The organism is Pleomorphomonas carboxyditropha, from assembly GCF_002770725.1.
Lineage (GTDB): Bacteria > Pseudomonadota > Alphaproteobacteria > Rhizobiales > Pleomorphomonadaceae > Pleomorphomonas > Pleomorphomonas carboxyditropha.
The window spans coordinates 1-16,048 of record NZ_NQVN01000045.1 but is presented as its reverse complement, the minus strand read 5'-3'; the positions used below and the strand labels follow the sequence as shown (position 1 = coordinate 16,048).

The 16,048-nt window shown below is 67.2% G+C and carries 19 protein-coding genes; 13 read left to right on the top strand and 6 right to left on the bottom strand.

Annotation, left to right across the window (positions count from 1 at the left end):
• The 10 genes from CJ014_RS27995 to CJ014_RS26650 form a co-directional block, all read left to right on the top strand.
• Window positions 1-868 (top strand): hypothetical protein (locus CJ014_RS27995; protein ID WP_165791009.1); only part of this gene is annotated, 868 nt, incomplete at its 5' end.
• A gap of 3 nt (window positions 869-871) precedes the next feature.
• Window positions 872-1,264: a terminase small subunit gene (locus tag CJ014_RS26690; protein WP_100083535.1), complete on the top strand. Its 393-nt coding sequence runs from the start codon at window positions 872-874 to the stop codon at window positions 1,262-1,264.
• 1,015 nt (window positions 1,265-2,279) lie between these two features.
• Complete coding sequence (locus CJ014_RS26685) at window positions 2,280-3,758, top strand: terminase (RefSeq protein ID WP_100083537.1); 1,479 nt, start codon at window positions 2,280-2,282, stop codon at window positions 3,756-3,758.
• A 2-nt stretch (window positions 3,759-3,760) separates the two neighbouring features.
• Entirely contained in the window at window positions 3,761-3,964 is a 204-nt protein-coding gene (locus CJ014_RS26680) for a hypothetical protein (RefSeq protein ID WP_100083534.1), read from the top strand.
• Window positions 3,965-4,133: 169 nt separating this feature from the next.
• Window positions 4,134-5,831 (top strand): portal protein, encoded by a 1,698-nt coding sequence (locus CJ014_RS26675; protein WP_100083533.1) that lies wholly within the window; start codon window positions 4,134-4,136, stop codon window positions 5,829-5,831.
• Window positions 5,832-6,381: 550 nt separating this feature from the next.
• The gene (locus tag CJ014_RS26670; RefSeq protein ID WP_100083532.1) at window positions 6,382-6,753 is read left to right on the top strand and encodes a Bbp19 family protein; all 372 of its coding nucleotides are present in this window, start codon (window positions 6,382-6,384) and stop codon (window positions 6,751-6,753) included.
• Window positions 6,754-6,844: 91 nt separating this feature from the next.
• Window positions 6,845-7,414 (top strand): hypothetical protein, encoded by a 570-nt coding sequence (locus CJ014_RS26665; protein ID WP_133121954.1) that lies wholly within the window; start codon window positions 6,845-6,847, stop codon window positions 7,412-7,414.
• Between the two features lie 7 nt (window positions 7,415-7,421).
• The gene (locus tag CJ014_RS26660) at window positions 7,422-8,471 is read left to right on the top strand and encodes a major capsid protein (RefSeq protein ID WP_100083530.1); all 1,050 of its coding nucleotides are present in this window, start codon (window positions 7,422-7,424) and stop codon (window positions 8,469-8,471) included.
• A 58-nt stretch (window positions 8,472-8,529) separates the two neighbouring features.
• On the top strand, window positions 8,530-8,952 hold the full coding sequence (locus tag CJ014_RS26655) for a Bbp16 family capsid cement protein (protein WP_100083529.1): 423 nt from the start codon (window positions 8,530-8,532) through the stop codon (window positions 8,950-8,952).
• Window positions 8,952-9,248, top strand: coding sequence for a hypothetical protein (locus CJ014_RS26650; RefSeq protein WP_100083528.1), 297 nt, complete (start codon window positions 8,952-8,954; stop codon window positions 9,246-9,248). Before CJ014_RS26655 ends, CJ014_RS26650 begins: the two co-directional genes overlap by 1 nt.
• A gap of 213 nt (window positions 9,249-9,461) precedes the next feature.
• On the opposite strand, the gene CJ014_RS26645 is transcribed toward CJ014_RS26650, so the two are convergent.
• Window positions 9,462-9,752 (bottom strand): GIY-YIG nuclease family protein, encoded by a 291-nt coding sequence (locus CJ014_RS26645; RefSeq protein ID WP_100083527.1) that lies wholly within the window; start codon window positions 9,750-9,752, stop codon window positions 9,462-9,464.
• Between the two features lie 384 nt (window positions 9,753-10,136).
• Here CJ014_RS26645 and CJ014_RS26640 point away from each other — a divergent pair, with 384 nt between their 5' ends.
• On the top strand, window positions 10,137-10,988 hold the full coding sequence (locus tag CJ014_RS26640; RefSeq protein ID WP_100083526.1) for a hypothetical protein: 852 nt from the start codon (window positions 10,137-10,139) through the stop codon (window positions 10,986-10,988).
• A 217-nt stretch (window positions 10,989-11,205) separates the two neighbouring features.
• Here the strand turns inward: CJ014_RS26640 and CJ014_RS26635 are convergent, their stop codons facing one another.
• Window positions 11,206-11,511: a type II toxin-antitoxin system RelE/ParE family toxin gene (locus tag CJ014_RS26635; RefSeq protein ID WP_100083525.1), complete on the bottom strand. Its 306-nt coding sequence runs from the start codon at window positions 11,509-11,511 to the stop codon at window positions 11,206-11,208.
• A complete protein-coding gene (locus tag CJ014_RS26630; protein WP_100083524.1) occupies window positions 11,501-11,779 on the bottom strand; it encodes a type II toxin-antitoxin system ParD family antitoxin in 279 nt (92 codons plus the stop codon). The genes CJ014_RS26635 and CJ014_RS26630 overlap by 11 nt, the downstream gene beginning before the upstream one ends.
• Window positions 11,780-11,993: 214 nt before the next feature.
• Between CJ014_RS26630 and CJ014_RS28265 the strand changes: the two genes are divergently transcribed.
• The gene (locus CJ014_RS28265) at window positions 11,994-12,443 is read left to right on the top strand and encodes a hypothetical protein (RefSeq protein ID WP_245427728.1); all 450 of its coding nucleotides are present in this window, start codon (window positions 11,994-11,996) and stop codon (window positions 12,441-12,443) included.
• Window positions 12,444-12,688: 245 nt separating this feature from the next.
• Here the strand turns inward: CJ014_RS28265 and CJ014_RS26620 are convergent, their stop codons facing one another.
• From CJ014_RS26620 to CJ014_RS26610, 3 genes are all read right to left on the bottom strand, one after another.
• Window positions 12,689-13,678, bottom strand: a complete 990-nt coding sequence (locus CJ014_RS26620) for a Gfo/Idh/MocA family protein (protein ID WP_100083523.1) — start codon at window positions 13,676-13,678, stop codon at window positions 12,689-12,691.
• 248 nt (window positions 13,679-13,926) lie between these two features.
• On the bottom strand, window positions 13,927-14,673 hold the full coding sequence (locus CJ014_RS26615) for an NADPH-dependent F420 reductase (protein WP_100083522.1): 747 nt from the start codon (window positions 14,671-14,673) through the stop codon (window positions 13,927-13,929).
• Complete coding sequence (locus CJ014_RS26610; protein ID WP_100083521.1) at window positions 14,670-15,119, bottom strand: MarR family winged helix-turn-helix transcriptional regulator; 450 nt, start codon at window positions 15,117-15,119, stop codon at window positions 14,670-14,672. The genes CJ014_RS26615 and CJ014_RS26610 overlap by 4 nt, the downstream gene beginning before the upstream one ends.
• Before the next feature lie 126 nt (window positions 15,120-15,245).
• Between CJ014_RS26610 and CJ014_RS26605 the strand changes: the two genes are divergently transcribed.
• A complete protein-coding gene (locus tag CJ014_RS26605) occupies window positions 15,246-15,638 on the top strand; it encodes a GFA family protein (protein ID WP_100083520.1) in 393 nt (130 codons plus the stop codon).
• Window positions 15,639-16,048 lie beyond the last annotated feature (410 nt).

Here is a 16,048-nt window from a genome sequence, read left to right as displayed (position 1 = left end):
GTTCGAGAGAAGCGGCGGCGGGCGGGTGTCCGGGCCGGGCGTCGCCGAGGCGTCTCGCAAGGCGGCCGGGAAAGCGCCCGGCAAGGCGGCCGCGCCTGCCGATGATGCGGCCGAGGGCATGCCCAACACCTGGTTTTCGGCGGCGCAGATGAGCCGGGAGGCGGCGCGGGCGCTGTTCGACTATCGGCCCGACGGCCGGCTCTACTGGCGCGACCTCGTGGGGCGGCGGCGGCCGGAGGCGGGCGGCGAGCTCTATCGCAAGCGGCTCGATGCCGGGCCGATCTGGACCATCCAGGGCGGCAGCCGGGCCAGCGTCACCCGCTACATGCGCCGCTATCTCGTGTGGAACTGGCACTTCGGCGGCACCGACCGGGTGCTGCTGCCCAGGAACGGCGACACGCTGGACGACCGCATCGAGAACATCCGCCTGGGGGCGCGGCTCGCGGGGTTCCAGCCGGCGGAGGCGGTGGCGGTACCGGTGGCCGTGCCGGCGGCGGAGACGGGCGTCGCCTGTCCGTGCTGCGGCGCGCCGGCGCCGGTTCTGTCGCCCAACCTGATCGCCCGCGCCTACGAGCTGCCGCCGCAGCAGGAGGCGATCCTCGCCCGCGTCTGGCAGGGCAAGGGCAAGCCGGTGACCGGCGAGGCGATCATCGGCGAGATGTATGCCGACGATTTCGACGGCGGGCCGGAATACGAGACGGCGCGCAAGTATTTCAAGACGCAGCTCTGTCTGCTCAGGAAGCGCATCGAGGGATCGGGCGTCCGGATCGAGGCGGCCGGCTATCAGCGCGGCTTCCGGCTGGTGCTGGGCGAGCATGGCGGCAAACCGGAGGCGGCTAGGGTGGCCGGCGAGACGGGGGAGGGGTGATCCGTGCCGCGCAGGGTGAACGAGGGTGACGAGCGTGAGGCGGTGGATGCCGGCTGGCTGCTCCGGCGGCTGGTCGACGAGGCGAGCGCCGACATCGCCGACCTCTACGACGGCGAGGGTCAGTTGAAGCCGATCGCCGAGTGGCCGGAGGTTTGGCGGTGCGGCCTCGTGCAGGGCGTGGAGATCGAGGAGCGGTTCGAGGGGCGCGGCAATGCGCGCGAGCAGGTGGGGTTCGTCAAGAAGGTGCGGCTCAGCGATCGGCTGAAGCGGCTGGAGCTGATCGGCAAGCACATCGGGGTGAAGGCGTTCGAGGAGACCGTGCGGGTGAAGGGGCTGGAGGGATTGGGCGAGAGGCTGGCCCGGGCGGCGAAGCGGTTGGCGGAGGATGGGGAATGAAGGGGATGGGATTTATGGGAGACCTATATCGGCCGATCGCCCCTTTCTGCCCGAGGTCCCCCGCCTTCGCGGAGGATGACAGGATTATATATAGGGATGACAAGCGGTTAGGTGGTCGCCCCATTCCATCAAGCTGTCATCCCCGCGCAGGCGGGTACCTCGGGAAGGTGGAGCGAGGGGGGAGTATCGGGCTGCCTTGGTTCGGGGAGTCCTATATGGGCCGGGTGCCCCTTTCTGCCCGAGGTCCCCGCCTTCGCGGGGATGACAGAATTATATGTAGCGAAAACAAACGGATGGATGATCGCCCCTTCCTATCGCGCGGGCATCTGAGGCGCGAGGAGCAGGGGCGCCTTACGCTTTCTCCAGAGCGCGCGGATGGTGGGGTGAGCGAGCGGCTATGTGGCCGTTTCTTCTCTCCCTCAAGCTGTCATCCCCGCGCAGACGGGGACCTCGGGACGGTGGAGCGAGGGGGGAGTATCGGGCTGCCTTGGTTCCGGGAATCCTATATGGGCCGCCCGCTCCGTTCTGCCCGAGGTCCCCGCCTGCGCGGGGATGACAGTAAAATATATAGGGGTGACAAGCGGTTAGGTGAGCGCGCCTTTTCATCAAGCTGTCATCCCCGCGCAGGCGGGGACCTCGGGACAGTGGAGCGAGGGGGGAGTATCGGGCGGCTCTTTGCATTCCTCGGCACCGATATGGGCCAGTTTTCGCGCGCTCCAATGCTTGCGTTCATGAGAGTGTTCGCGGCGCTATGTGGCTGTTTCCCCTCTATATTTAGCTGTCATCCTGCGCGAAGGCGCAGGACCTCGGGCAGGATGGGGCGAGGGGCAGATATAGGGCGGCTCTTTGCCGTGGGGGATGGTGAGGGAGCGCGATATCGGCCGGGTGTCCCTTCCGGCCCGAGGTCCTGCGCCTTCGCGAAGGATGACAGCTTGATAGTGAGGTCCTGCGTCTGCGCGCAGGATGACAATTTATCTATACGAAACAAAGTTATATGGCGTCGGAGGGCCTTCGCATGACCGCCCGGCCCGACCCCAACGAGGAGATCATACGGCTGGCCGCCGCGTGCCGGTTCGATCCGGATCGCTGGTCGCTGGCGGCCTGGGACTGGGGCGAGGGGGATCTCGCCGCTCACCCTGGCCCGCGCCAGTGGCAGCGGGACATCAATCGGCAGATCCGCGACCATCTGGCCGATCCGGCCAGGCGCTTCACGCCGCTCAGGATCGCCGTCGCTTCCGGCCATGGCATCGGCAAGTCGGCGGAGATGGGCATGCTCTCCAACTGGGCGATGTCCTGCTGGGCGGATTGCCGCATCGTCATCACCGCCAACACGCGGCCGCAGATGCAGACCAAGACGGCGCCGGAGGTCGGGCTGTGGTTTCGCCGCGCCGTGACGGCGCACTGGTTCGACATGCAGGCGCAGTCGATCCGCTGCCGCGACCCCAAACGCGGCGATAGCTGGCGGCTCGATTTCGTCACCTGGTCGGAGCACAACACCGAGGCCTTCGCCGGCCTGCACAACCAGGGCCGCATCATCCTCTTGCTGTTCGACGAGGCCTCGGCGATCGCCGACAAGGTGTGGGAGGTGGCCGAGGGCGCGCTGACCGACGAGGAGACGGTGATCATCTGGGTGGCCTTCGGCAACCCGACGCGCAACGGCGGCCGCTTCCGCGAATGCTTCCGCAAGTTCCGCCACCGCTGGCAGACGCGGCACATCGACAGCCGCTCCGTCGAGGGCACCAACCGGGTCTACCTGCAATCGATCGTCGACGATGCCGGCGGCGAGGACAGTGACGTGGCGCGCTACCGGGTGCGCGGCGAGTTCCCCAGCCAGTCGCCGATGCAGTTCATCGCCGAGGCCGACGTCGAGGCGGCGCGGGCGCGCCATCTCCGGCCCGAGCAATATGGCTTCGCGCCCAGGATCATCGGCGTCGACCCGGCCTGGACCGGCGCCGATGCGGTGGAGATCGTGCTGCGCCAGGGGCTGATGGTCAAAAGCCTCCTGAGCCTGCCGCGCAACGACAACGACGTCGAGGTGGCGGGCCTGATCGCCCGGCTGGAGGACGACGAAGGGGCGGACGCGGTGTTCGTCGACGCCGGCTACGGCACCGGCATCGTCAGCGCCGGCCGCACCATGGGCCGCAACTGGCGGCTGGTCTGGTTCGCCGGCAAGCCGGTCGACCCCGGCTATCTCAACAAGCGGGCGGAGATGTGGGGCACGGTGAAGCGCTGGCTGAAGGACGGCGGCGCCCTCGATCCCGACGACCGGACGCTATCGGCCGACCTGATCGGCCCGGAAACCGTGCCGCGGCTCGACGGCAAGATCCAGCTCGAAAGCAAGGCCGACATGAAGGCGCGCGGCATTCCCTCGCCCAACCGGGCCGACGCGCTGGCCCTGACCTTCGCCGAGCCGGTGGTCAAACGCGGGCCGGGACAGGCCGGAAACCTCAAACGCCTTATGGACGAACGGTACGATCCACATGCGGGGCTTTGACCATGTGCCTTTCCTCGTCCACTCCCAAGGTGGAGCAATACAAGACTTCGGCGCAATCGCAGGAGCCGGATAACGGCGCCATCCAGACCTCGGCGGCGCGGCGGGCGACCGACAAGCTCAGGGCCGGCGCCTCCACCATCCTGACCGGCGCCAACGGCGTCCTGCAGGATGCCTCGACCCAGAAATCCGTTTTGCTGGGGGTGTAAATTCTACTCCGGTGGCCATCCGACGCGACTTTCTGCGCTTCCGGTGCTCACGGACCTGAACGTCCGCTCCGCTCCGGTTCTCGAAAGCCACGCCAGCTGACTCACCGGAGCGAATTTCCCAAACGGCCCCCAAACGGCCATTGAATATTCTCAGGGGAAGCGTTCCGCCATGCCGGAAAAACGCAATAACGAAACGCAGGTCCAGTATCACCGCCGCCGGGCCGAGGAGCTGAAGCGGGTCCGCCAGCCGTGGGAATCCACCTGGAGCGGCCTTGCCGATTTCATCGCGCCGCACCGGCTGCGGCTCGAGGCGGCCGACGAGCGGGCGATTTCGAGGAAGCGCATCCTCGACCCCTCCGGCACCTTCGCCTGGCGGACGCTGGCCTCCGGCATGCACTCGGGCCTGACCTCGCCGGCCCGGCCGTGGTTCCGCTTCGCCACCGCCGATCCGGAACTGCGCGAATGGGGGCCGGTGAAGCTGTGGGTGGACGAGGTGGAGAGCATCGAGCGGCGGATGTTCCAGCGCTCGAACATCTACACCGCCTTCCACGAGGGCTATGGCGACATCGGCCTGTTCGGCCAGTCCTGCGGCATCCTGATCGAGGGCGGCGACGATCCGCTGCACATGATCCAGTTGCTGCACGGCCGCTTCTGGATCGCCCGGGACGGCGAGGGGCGGGCGACGACGCTCTACCGCATGCTGCGCTGGTCGGTGGAGAAGATCGTCCGGCGGTTCGGCCTCGACACGATCTCGTCGTCGATCCGCTCGGCCTACGACGCCGGCCGCTACGACCAGACCTTCGACATCTGGCACGCCATCGAGCCGCGCCGCAATCGCGACAGCGGCAAGATCGACAGGCGCAACAAGCCGTTCCTCTCCAACTACTGGGAGGCCAACGGCAACAGCGGCGACGGCCTGCTGGAAGAAAGCGGCTTCGACAGCAACCCGATCGTCTGCCCGCCGTGGCTCTGCTGCGGCGACGACAATTACGCCCAGTCGCCGGGCATGGATACCATCGGCGACGTCAAGTCGCTGCAGGCGATGGTGCGCGACAAGCTGGAGGTGATCGCCAAATTGGCGCGGCCGCCGTTGCAGGGGCCGACGTCGCTCTCCGGCAACCCGATGTCGCTGCTGCCCGGCGCCATCACCTTCGTCGACGATCCGACCGGCAAGGGATTGCGCCCGGTGATGGAGGCGACGCCCCAGATCGCGCCGCTGACGCAGGACATCCGCGAGACGCGCGAGCGGATCAACGCCGGCTTCTATGCCGACCTGTTCCTGATGCTTTCCAACATGGAGGGCATCCAGCCGCGCAACCAGATGGAGATCGCCGAGCGCAAGGAGGAGAAGCTCCTGGCGCTGGGGCCGGTCTTGGAGAACATCTACAACAACCAGCTGGAGCCCTGCGTCGACCGGGCGTTCGAGATCGGTTTGAAGCGCAACCTGTTCCCGCCGCCGCCACGCGAGATCCAGAACGAGCGGCTGTCGGTGGAGTATATCTCGACGCTGGCCCAGGCGCAGAAGGCGGTGGCGACCGGCGCCGTCGAGCGGCTGGTGTCGTTCGCCGGCCAGTGGGCGGCGATGAAGCCCGACATCCTCGACAAGCTCGACGCCGACCAGTCGATCGACGTCTACGCCGACATGATCGGCGCGCCGGCCGCCATCGTGGTGCCCGACGACAAGGTGCAGGCGGCGCGCGAGGCACGGGCGCAGGCCGAACAGCAGGCGAAGATGGCTGAGATGGCCAGGACGGTGGCGCCGGCGATTTCCGCCGGGGCCGACGCGGTGAAGGCCGGCAAGGACGCGGGCGTCGATCCGGCCGCCGCGCAGGCGCTGATGGCCCAACTGGGGATCGGCCGTTCGTAGTGGGGAGACTGATATCGGCCGGATTGCTCTACCTTCCTGAGGTCCCCGCCTTCGCGGGGATGACAGGAGATTTATATTTAGGAACAAACGGGTAGGTGGCACTCCGTCACCATCAAGCTGTCGGATAGGTGAGCGGCCCGCCGCTATCAAGCTGTCATCGCAGAACGGGACGCAAGGTTGATATCGAGCGCTTGCATGGGATCGGAAGCTCAGCTTTTGCGGCGGTGCGTAGTGTGGAGGTTCAGTGAAAATGTCCGGCTTGGTGGGAGATCGGTGGGCGGTGTGTCGTTTCGGATCGGGCCTGAAGGGCACCTGATAGGAGCGTTGCGTTTCCCCGTCCTGAGGTCCTGCGCCTCTCGCGCAGGATGACAGCTTGATAGTGGCGGGCACCCGCCTATCCGATTGTTCCTAAATATAAATCTCCTGTCATCCCCGCGAAGGCGGGGACCTCGGGCAGAATGGGACGAGCGGCCAATATAGAGCGTTTCCGAGTGGTGTGGACGCGGGCGTGCATGAAGAACATACGTTAAATCAAAACGATAGGTGGCTGATGCTCGATGAATTCGAAGCGCGCGAGGCGCGCGATGCCGAGGCGCGGGCGCGCGCGGCGCAGGAGGAGGCCGATCTCATCGATGCCTTCCGCCTCACGATGGAGACGGCCGAGGGCAAGCGGGTGGTGTTCTGGCTGCTGGGACGCGCCGGGCTCTACGCCAACGCCTTCGATGCCGGCAGCGAGGCCGCGGAGCGCTATCGCCTGGGACGGCAGTCGATCGGCCTGGAGATTTTGCAGAAGCTCGACCTCGTCGATGCGCGGCTCTACCCGCACCTGCTGCTGGAGCGCGGCGAGGAAAAGGAACTGACGCGGGCGGCCCGCGAGGCCGGGGCCCGCACGATGGAAGATGGGGACGACCAATATGCTTGAGCGATGGATGAGGTGGGCTCCGGTGTTCGCACCGGAAGGCGATGGGATGGGCGATGGTGCGGGCTCCGAAGGGGCCGCGCCGGAAAGCCTGATGTTTCCGAGCGACGCCGGCCCGGTCGAGGACGCGGGGCCGGTGCCGGAAAGCGACGCGCCGTCCGAGGCGGAAGCGCCCGATCCCGCCGACGAGGTGCCGGAAGACGGCCGCTACGACTTCGGCCTGCCCGAGGGCATGGCGCTGGACAGCAAGCTGGCCGAGGCGATGTCGCCCGTCCTGAAGGACATCGGCCTGACGCGCGGCCAGGCGCAGGCGCTGGCCGGGGCGCTCGCCGCCCACCGCCAGGCGGAAGCCGGCACGGGTGCCAAGGAATGGGCCGACATCCAGACCGGCTGGGTCAACAGCGCCAGGAAGGACGCCGAGATCGGCGGCGCCCGCTGGGACGCCTCGGTCGCCACCGCGCAGGGGGCGCTCGCCCGCTTCGGCACGCCGGGGCTGCGCGCCTTTCTCACCGAAAGTGGCGGCGGAAACCATCCCGAAGTTATCCGGTTCATGGCGCGCGTCGGCAACGCGATCGCCGAAGACCGGCCGGAGAGCGGCGGGGCAGGGGCACGCCCCCTCGAGGCCGCCCACCTGCTGTTTCCGAGCGACAAGCCCAAGGGGTAAATGACACATGGCCACCGTTGGCACCTACTACCCGAACCTGATCGACGCGCAGAAGCAGAGCGCCGAGGGAACGGTTCTCGAAATCCTGTCGCAGCAGAATCCGGTGCTCGACGACGCGATGGTCACCGTCTGCAACCAGCAGGCCATCCATCGCCACATGATCCGCACCGGCCTGCCGTCCGTCGCCTGGGGCCGCCTCTACAAGGGCGTGCCGCAGTCCAAGGCCACCGTGCAGCAGGTGGACGACACCACCGGCTTCCTTGAAGCGCGCTCGGAGATCGACGTGCGCCTCTTGGCGCTGGCGAAAGACGCCGCCAAGCAGCGGCTGGTCGACAGCGCGCCGTTCCTGGAGGCGATGAACCAGGAGATGGCGACCGGCATCTTCTACCACGACGTCGCGACGACGCCGGAGAAGTTCAAGGGCCTCGCCGCCCGCTACAACGCCTATTACGACGGCCCCAACGCCACCAAGCCGAACATCGCCGCCGGCCAGGTGGTGGATGGCGGCGGCCGCGGCGCCGACAACACCTCGATCTGGTTCGTCACCTGGGGCGACCACGCGACGTCGCTGCTGACGCCCGAGGGCATCCCCACCGGCGTTCAGGTGGCCGACAAGGGCGAGGAGGTGACGCTCGACGCCGCCGGCAACAAGTTCTACGTCAAGTCGACGCTGTTCTCCTGGCACGTCGGCATGTTCGTCAAGGACTGGCGCTACAATGCCCGCATCGCCAACATCGACGTTTCCGACATGCTGGCGGGCTCGGTGGACATCTGGAAGCTGTTGCGCGAGGCCTACTATCGCCTGCAGTCGCGCCGGCTCAACGCCACGTCGAGCCGCATCGCCATCTACATGAACCGCGACGTGCTGGAGGTGCTGGACGCCCAGTCGTCCGACCGGTCGCTGATCACCAACGCCGGCACCGCCAACTACACGGCGCCCGGCCTCCGGCGCGACAGCATCGAGGGCAAGGAGGTGCTGACCTATCGCGGCATCCCGATCCGGGAAACCGACGCTCTCCTCAACACGGAAGCGGCGCTGCCCGCCTACGCCGGCTGATCCCGAAGCGCCCGCCCCGGTGGGCGCTCCCTCCCCCCGCTTTCCGAAGGAACTCGATATGATCCTCGACACGCAGGCGCTGTTCTCGGACGCCCAGGCGATCACCGCGACGGCCGCCTCCACCAACGTCATCGACTTCGGCCCGATCTCGCCGGCCACCAAGAACTTCGACGCCGGCAAGGGCGACGACGTGGCGCTGCTGGTGCAGGTGGTGGAAGACTTCAACAATCTGACCTCGCTGCAGATCGACCTGGAGCTCGACAGCACCACCACCTTCACGCCCGACAAGACGATCCCGCTGGCCACCGCGACGCTGGCCCAGCTCAAGGCCGGCATGCAGATCGCCCGCGACGACCTGCCGCGCGGCATCACGCTGCAGTACGGCCGCCTCAAGTACACGGTGACCGGCACGGCGCCGACCACCGGCAAGATCACCGCCGGCATCGTCGCCGGCGTGCAGTCGAACGGGGTGGCCATCTGATGCGCGTCACCGCCGTCCGCAAGGGCTACTTCGGCGGCAAGATCCGCGACGCCGGGGAGGTGTTCGACCTCCCCGACGCGCTGATGCAGGACGGCGCGAGGCCGTCCTGGGTGGAGCCGGAGGAGGGGGCAACCGCTTCTCCGGCCGGGCCGGACGAGAGCGGCGAGCCCGTCGCCCGCAAGCGCAGCCGCAAGCCGAAGACGCCGAGCGCGCCGGAGCCGCCCGAAGGCAACGGCCTCCTCGAAGCCCTCGGCGGCCCGCCACCCGACTGGCTGCCGGGCGACATCACCGAATGACCGGGCGGGCTTCGGCCCGCCCGAGCCTTATATGAGCCGCCCGCTTCATCCTGCCCGAGGTCCCCGCCTTCGCGGGGATGACAGGTGAATTATATATATGGAACAATGCCATAGCGGCTCGCGTAGGCTTCCATCAAACTGTCATCCCCGCGAAGGCGGGGACCTCGGGCAGGATGAAGCGCAACGCTTCCATAGGGCACTTTTAGCCCCACATCACGACATGATGGTTTCGAAGAGATCCTTCCATTCCGGGTTCATCTCTTCGATCAGCCGGATCTTCCACGCACGCTTCCAGTGCTTCAGCTGTTTTTCGCGCTGGATGGCGTCGGTGATGTCGCCATAATCTTCGTACCAAACCAAACGCGTGCAGTTGTAGCTATCGGTGAAGCCGCGATAAACATGGTTGCGATGCTCCCAGATGCGCCCTTCCAGATCGGACGTGACGCCCGTGTAGAGCACGCCCTGCGGCTTGTTGGTGACGATGTAGAGCCATCCCGGATTCATGCCGCGATCCTCCCGGAAATGCGGGAGATGCGCAACCGTTGGGTTACCGAGCCCTATATCAACCACCCGCCCTACCTGCCCGAGGTCCCCGCCTGCGCGGGGATGACAGTTGAATTATATATAAGAAACAGGGCCGTAGCGGTTCGCGCCGGCTTCCATCAATCTGTCATCCCCGCGCAGGCGGGGACCTCGGGCAGGATGAAGCGAGGAGGCGGTATAGGGCGTCCTTTCCCAACCAGGCGCAAGGAAATGCGCTCTACCTGTACACCGCCCCCCTCTCGTTCTTATCCGGCCTTTCGAGCCAGATGACGCGCCGCGACGGCGAAAACCGGCCGCGTTTAGCTTGTCGCCATTGGTTTTCGCAGCCGAGTTCAGGAGCTACACATGGCACAGTCCATCGCCGAAACCTACATGGGCGCGCGCGGGGCGCTGCCGTTCGAGGATATGGCGCAGTCGGGCGCGGTGAGCGGCGCCATCGCCGCCTCGGGCGACGCGGTGACGCTGGCGCTGGCCGCCTATAACGGCGCCGTGTTCGCCTGGTGGGGCACGTTTGCCGGCGTCGGCCTCGCCTTCGAGGCTTCCTACGAGCCGAATCTCACCACCTGGGTGGCCATCTCCGCCCTGCCGGCGGCCGGCGGCGCGCCGGTGACGAGCCTGTCGAACCAGTCGGCCGCCAACGCCTACGAGGTCTACGCCCCCGGCGCGCTGGCCGTCCGCGTCCGCTCGACGGCGCTGACATCGGGGCCGGTGAACGTCCGCGCCATTCCCGTCGCCATGATGCAGGACGTGGCGCCGGCCGTCGCCGGCGGGGCGATCGATTTCAACGCCGTCTCGTCGTCGAGCAACAAGCTGATCGGCGATGTCGCCGTGTCGCCGCGCGCCACCTCGGCCGGCCTGGCGTCGGTCGCGCGCCTCGTCAGCGCCGCGGCGAGCACCAACGCCGCCACGGTGAAGACCTCGGCCGGCCGGCTCTACAAGGCGCGCGGCTACAACGCGGCGACCTCGGCGCGCTATCTCAAGCTCTACAACAAGGCCTCGGCGCCGACGGTGGGCACCGACGCGCCGGTGGTGACGCTGGCCCTGGCGCCGTCCAAGGAATTCGACCTCGACCTGCTGCCGATCGGCCAGTATTTCTCGACCGGCATCGCCTACGCGCTGACCACCGGCGCCGCCGACGCCGACACCGGCGCGCTGACCGCCGCCGACGTGGTGGGGCTGGCGTTCTGGTACGCGTGAGGGGAGCGGAGCCCTATATTCGCCGCGGCGCTTTCCCGTCCCGAGGTCCTGCGCCTTCGCGCAGGATGACAGGGTTATATAGAGGAAACAGCTATATAGCCTATTTATAGGTTGTCATCCTGCGCGAAGGCGCAGGACCTCGGGCAGAACGGAGCAAGGGGCCGGTATAGGGCGACATCGGCAAGATAGGCGGGGCCGTCGCTCGGCCTTTTTCCTTTCAGGAGCCTTCGTCCAGGTCCTCCCCGGTGATGTCGCGGTAACGGCTCAAGACCCTGACGACGTCCATGGCAGCGGGCTGCACGACGTAAAAGACGACGTAGTTGCCGACCGGGAAGCTGCGGATCTCGGGATGCAGTTCCGGCCGCGCCCGGCCTGCGAGCGGGGTGTCGGCCAGCATGTCGAGCACGCTATCGATCCGCCGCAAGAGACGGTCGGCCGCCGCCTCGTTGTCGTCGGCGACGTAGGTCCAGATCTCGATCAGATCCAGCCGCGCCCTTGGCCGGCGGGAAACCTCAAGCCCCATGATGCGAAGGCTTCTTTGCCGCCCTTCTGAGTTGGCGCGCTTCCTCGATGATCGCCTCCATGTCGAGAGGCTCCGACGGGCCGCTGTCGAGGCCTTCGGCGATGTCGCGCTTCAGGGCGTCCAGCTTGGCCTGCCTGAGGTTCTCCTGCTGTTCGAGGAGGCGCAGGCCGTCGCGCAATACCTCGCTGGCCGAGGCATAGCGGCCGCTGGCGACCAGTTGCCTGACGAAGCCTTCGAAGCGGTCGCCAAGTGTGTAGCTGGACGGCATGAGCGATCTCCTTTGCCGTTGTTTATATCATTTTATGATAGTTCGCCCAACCGCAAACCGGCAGCCGCCGCCAATGTCGTCGGCCTCGCCCCTCCGCGCATGCGGGGACGTGTTGCGACGGGTCGGCCTTTGTCGAAGTTAATCGGTGCAACTACAAATGTACGGCCTAGTGCTTTGGCCCTAGGTTGATGTCCTATCCAGTTTGGGGGGTATCTTGCGTAAAATATCGGTTGTTATCGTGGTGGCCATGGCCGCCGCGCTGGGCGGTTGCGCCAAAAGCCCGGAGAGCATCGCGCCGTCCTACATCAGCGAGGTCGGCTATCAGGCCTGGAGCTGCCCGCAGCTTTCGGAGGAAACGCTCCGCCTCTCCTCCGCCTATGCGACGGCGGCCCAGCAGCAGGAAAAGGCGCGGACCAACGACGTGGTGGGCGTGATCCTGATCGGCCTGCCGGTGTCCAGCCTGAGCGGCGACAACATCGCGCCGGAAATCGCCCGGCTGAAGGGCGAGCAGGAGGCCGTGCGCAAGGCGATGGTCCTCAAGAACTGCGCGGCGGCAGCGGTGCCGCCGCCCGCGACGGCGGCCAGGGCATCGGCGAAGGCTCCGGTAGCGGCGGTGAACATTCCGGCTCCGGCCGCGGCGGCCTCGGCGCCGGCGAAGAAGTAAGTCACTGCTTTACGAGACAAACCGCCCGCCGAGCTATCGATGGGCGGTTGCCTGCGTCGGGGTGGTGGAGGATTGGGGAGGCCTATATGGGCCGCTCGCCCTCTCTTGCCCGAGGTCCTGCGCCTGCGCGCAGGATGACAGAATTATATATAGGAAACAGCTACATAACCTATTTATAAGATGTCATCCTGCGCGCAGGCGCAGGACCTCGGGCAGAAAGAGGCGAGGGGCGGATATCGCGCGCCTCAGTCGCACCCCACGCCAGGCTGGGCCGCCGCCTCGATGGCGCGGTGGACGAGGGCGAGGGCGGCGCAGGCGCTTTCGGGGGTGAAGGCGAGCTTGTCGCGGCCGGCGATGGCGTCGACGACGTTGGCGTAGAACGCGTGATGGCGGGCGGCTGCCAGCGGCACCTGCTGGCGCACCGGCTTGCCGTCGCGTTCGGTGTGGAGCAGCGCCGATGGAGTGTCTCCCTCGGGATGGGCGCTTTCATGCGGGATGATCAGCGAGCCCTTCCTGCCGTGGGCGATGATCGCCGGCCCCGGCTCGCGGACGAAGGTGCTCGAGCGCAGCAGCACGCGGTGGCCGGGGTAGCGGAAGCGGACGTCGAAGAAGTCGGTGGCGGCACCGGGCCGGCGCAGCGAATCCATGTCGGCGGCGACGGCGAGCGGCGGGCCGAACAGGTTGAGCATGCCGTCGACCAGGTGGATGCCGAGGTCGAACCAGGTGCCGGCGCCGGGCAGGTCGTCCTCCTTCCAGCGCTTGTGGGTGACGTGCGGGCGGTAGCGGTCGTAGTGCCATTCCAGTTCGATGAGCTCGCCGAGGTCGCCGCTTTCGAGGTGGCGCTTGAGCGTCAGGTAGTCGGCGTCGAGCCGGCGGTTGTGGAAGACGGCGAGCAGGCGGCCGGTCGCGCGGGATTGCGCCATCAGGGCGCGGGCGTCGTCGAGCGTGACGGTCATCGGCTTTTCGAGGACGACGTGCTTGCCGGCGGCGAGGGCGGCGTTCGCCATGGGGAAGTGCAGCGTATTCGGGGTGTTGACGACGACGAGCTCGATGTCGGGATCGTCGAGGATCGCCTGGAAGTCGGGGACGCATCGCACCCCGGCCGGTTCGCTGCCGTCCGGCCCCGACCGGCGCAGCAGGGTATGCAGGCTGAGGCGCGGCTCGGCGCCGATCAGCGGCAGGTGAAATTCCCGGCCGGACATGCCCCAGGCGCACAAGGCAACGTTGATCGTCATTTGGTTTCCGTTGGCTGGGTGTGGGAGGGCCAGTATGTCCGCTTTGGCGGCGATCGGCCAGAGCGCATGGAGGAAGGGAGGCCGATATCGGCCGCCGCGCTTTCTCGTCCCGAGGTCCTACGCCTTCGCGTAGGATGACAAGCTATCCATATGTTTCTTCTTCATAATTTTGTCATCCTGCGCGAAGGCGCAGGACCTCGGGCAGGAAGGGGCGAGGGCGGCATATAGGACGAACCCGCCCGCGCCCCTCACATATAGAGCGTCCGCGCCAGGCGGACGCGGTAGTCGGAATCGGCGTTGGCGACGTGGTTGCCGAACCGTTCGGTCATCACCGCCGTGGTCAGATCGCGGCGCTTGGGCAGGCGCGCCCGCTCCGCTGCCGCGAGGGCGGCGGGCAGTTCGTCGCGGTCGAGGTCGGTGCAGTAGCAGGGCGCGCCGGGCTGCTGCCGCCAGGAGTCGGAGAGCGGGCCGGCGTCGAAGGCGGTGAAGCCGGTGGCCTCGACCAGCGCCATCGTGGTCTTGCGGTCGTCGTCGCGATCGGCGGCGACGGGCAGGGCGATGCGCCCGGGGCTGCCGGCGGGCTGGCCTTTCCTCTCGAAGGAGGAGGCGCCGATGCAATTCCAGGCCTTGGCGATCGGGTGGCCCAGCAGCCTGGACACCCAGACGCTCTCGACCTCGCCGGCCTCGATGGCGTCGACCGTGCCGTCGCGGCCGGGATAATAGTTGGAGGTGTCGATGACCGTCGTCTCGGTGGGCAGGTTCGAGATGAGCGGCGCGACGTCGGCAAGGCGCACGAGCGGCATCGACAGGATGACGACGTCGACGTCGGCCACCGCTTTCGCCGCCGTGACGGCGCGGGCGCCGAAGGCCAGCACGCCGGCGTCGATGGTCTCGGGGCCGCGCGAATTGGCGGCCTTCACGTCGTGCCCGGCGGCGCCGAGCTTGCGCGCCAGCGTCCTGCCGATGTTGCCGGTGCCGAGGATGCCGATTTTCATGGGATGTCTCCGGGTTGTTCGACCGCCGGGCGGGCGAGCGCTTCCAGCGTGCGGCGCAGGTCGTCGACGCCGTGGTCGGTGAGCTGGCAGGCGGTCTTGATGCGGTTGGTGACGCCGCGGATGTCGGCTTCGAGCGACCGGCCATGGGGCGTCAGGTCGACCAGCACGCGGCGCTCGTCGGCCGGATCGCGGCGGCGCGTCACGAAGCCGGCGCCCTCCAGCCGCTTGACCAGCGGCGTGATGGTGCCGGTGTCCATGTCGAGCCGGGCGCCGAGCGCGCCGACGGAAAGCGGCGCGTCATCGAGGAGGGCGAGGATCGCCAGGTATTGCGGGAAGGTGAGGCCGAGCGGCTCGAGGATCGGCTTGTGCAGGCGCGCCAGCCGGTTCGCCGCCCCGTAGAGCGCGAAGGACAGTTGCCTGGCGATGGTCTGCCGTTCGGGAGTCATTATCCAGCGTCCTAGTATCTAGCGCACTAGAGGATAGGGTGGGCGTCTTGTCAAGGGTGCGCTGGGGCGGACGGTTGCCAGGGCGGTGCGGTTCGCCGATCATCGGCCGATTTCGGGGAGGCGAAGATGGATGAGCTCAAGGGCGGGTGCCTCTGCGGCAAGGTGCGGCTTCGAGTGACCGGGCGGCCCTATCGGGTGGGGCTTTGCCACTGCCTCGACTGCCGCAAGCACAGCGGATCGCTGTTCCACGCCTGGGCGATCTTTCCGGCGGAGGCGGTGGCGATCGACGGCGACACGGCCGACTACAACGGCCGGCATTTCTGCCCACGCTGCGGCTCGTCGGTGTTTGGGGTGAGCGGCGACGAGATCGAGGTGAGCCTCGGCGCGCTCGACGAAACCGACCGGTTCCGGCCGACCTACGAGCTCTGGACCATCCGCCGCGAGGGCTGGCTGCCGCCGTTCCCGGTGAAGCGGAGCTATCGGCGCGACCGCGAGGAGATGGGGAGGGGTGAGGATTGAGGGCTGTGGTTCGCTTGATGGTGCGGCTTGTTGGGAGACCGATATCGGCCGCCGCGCCTTCTCGTCCCGAGGTCCTGCGCCTTCGCGCAGGATGACAGGTAATTTATATATAAGACACATATACATAGATTGTCATTCTGCGCGGAGGCGCAGGACCTCGGGCAGAAAGAGGCGAGGGGGAGATATAGGGCGTCAGCCGCCGCTTAGCTCTTCCGACGAGAACCGGACAGCGGGATAGATGGCGATGGCGGTGGCATCGGGCGCGCGTTGGCCGTGTGCCAGATGACGGTGCGGTTTGTTGGGAGACCTATATCGGCCGCAATGCTTTCTCGTCCTGAGGTCCTGCGCCTTCGCGCAGGATGACAGGTAATTTATATATAAGAAACATATACATAGATTGTCATCCTGCG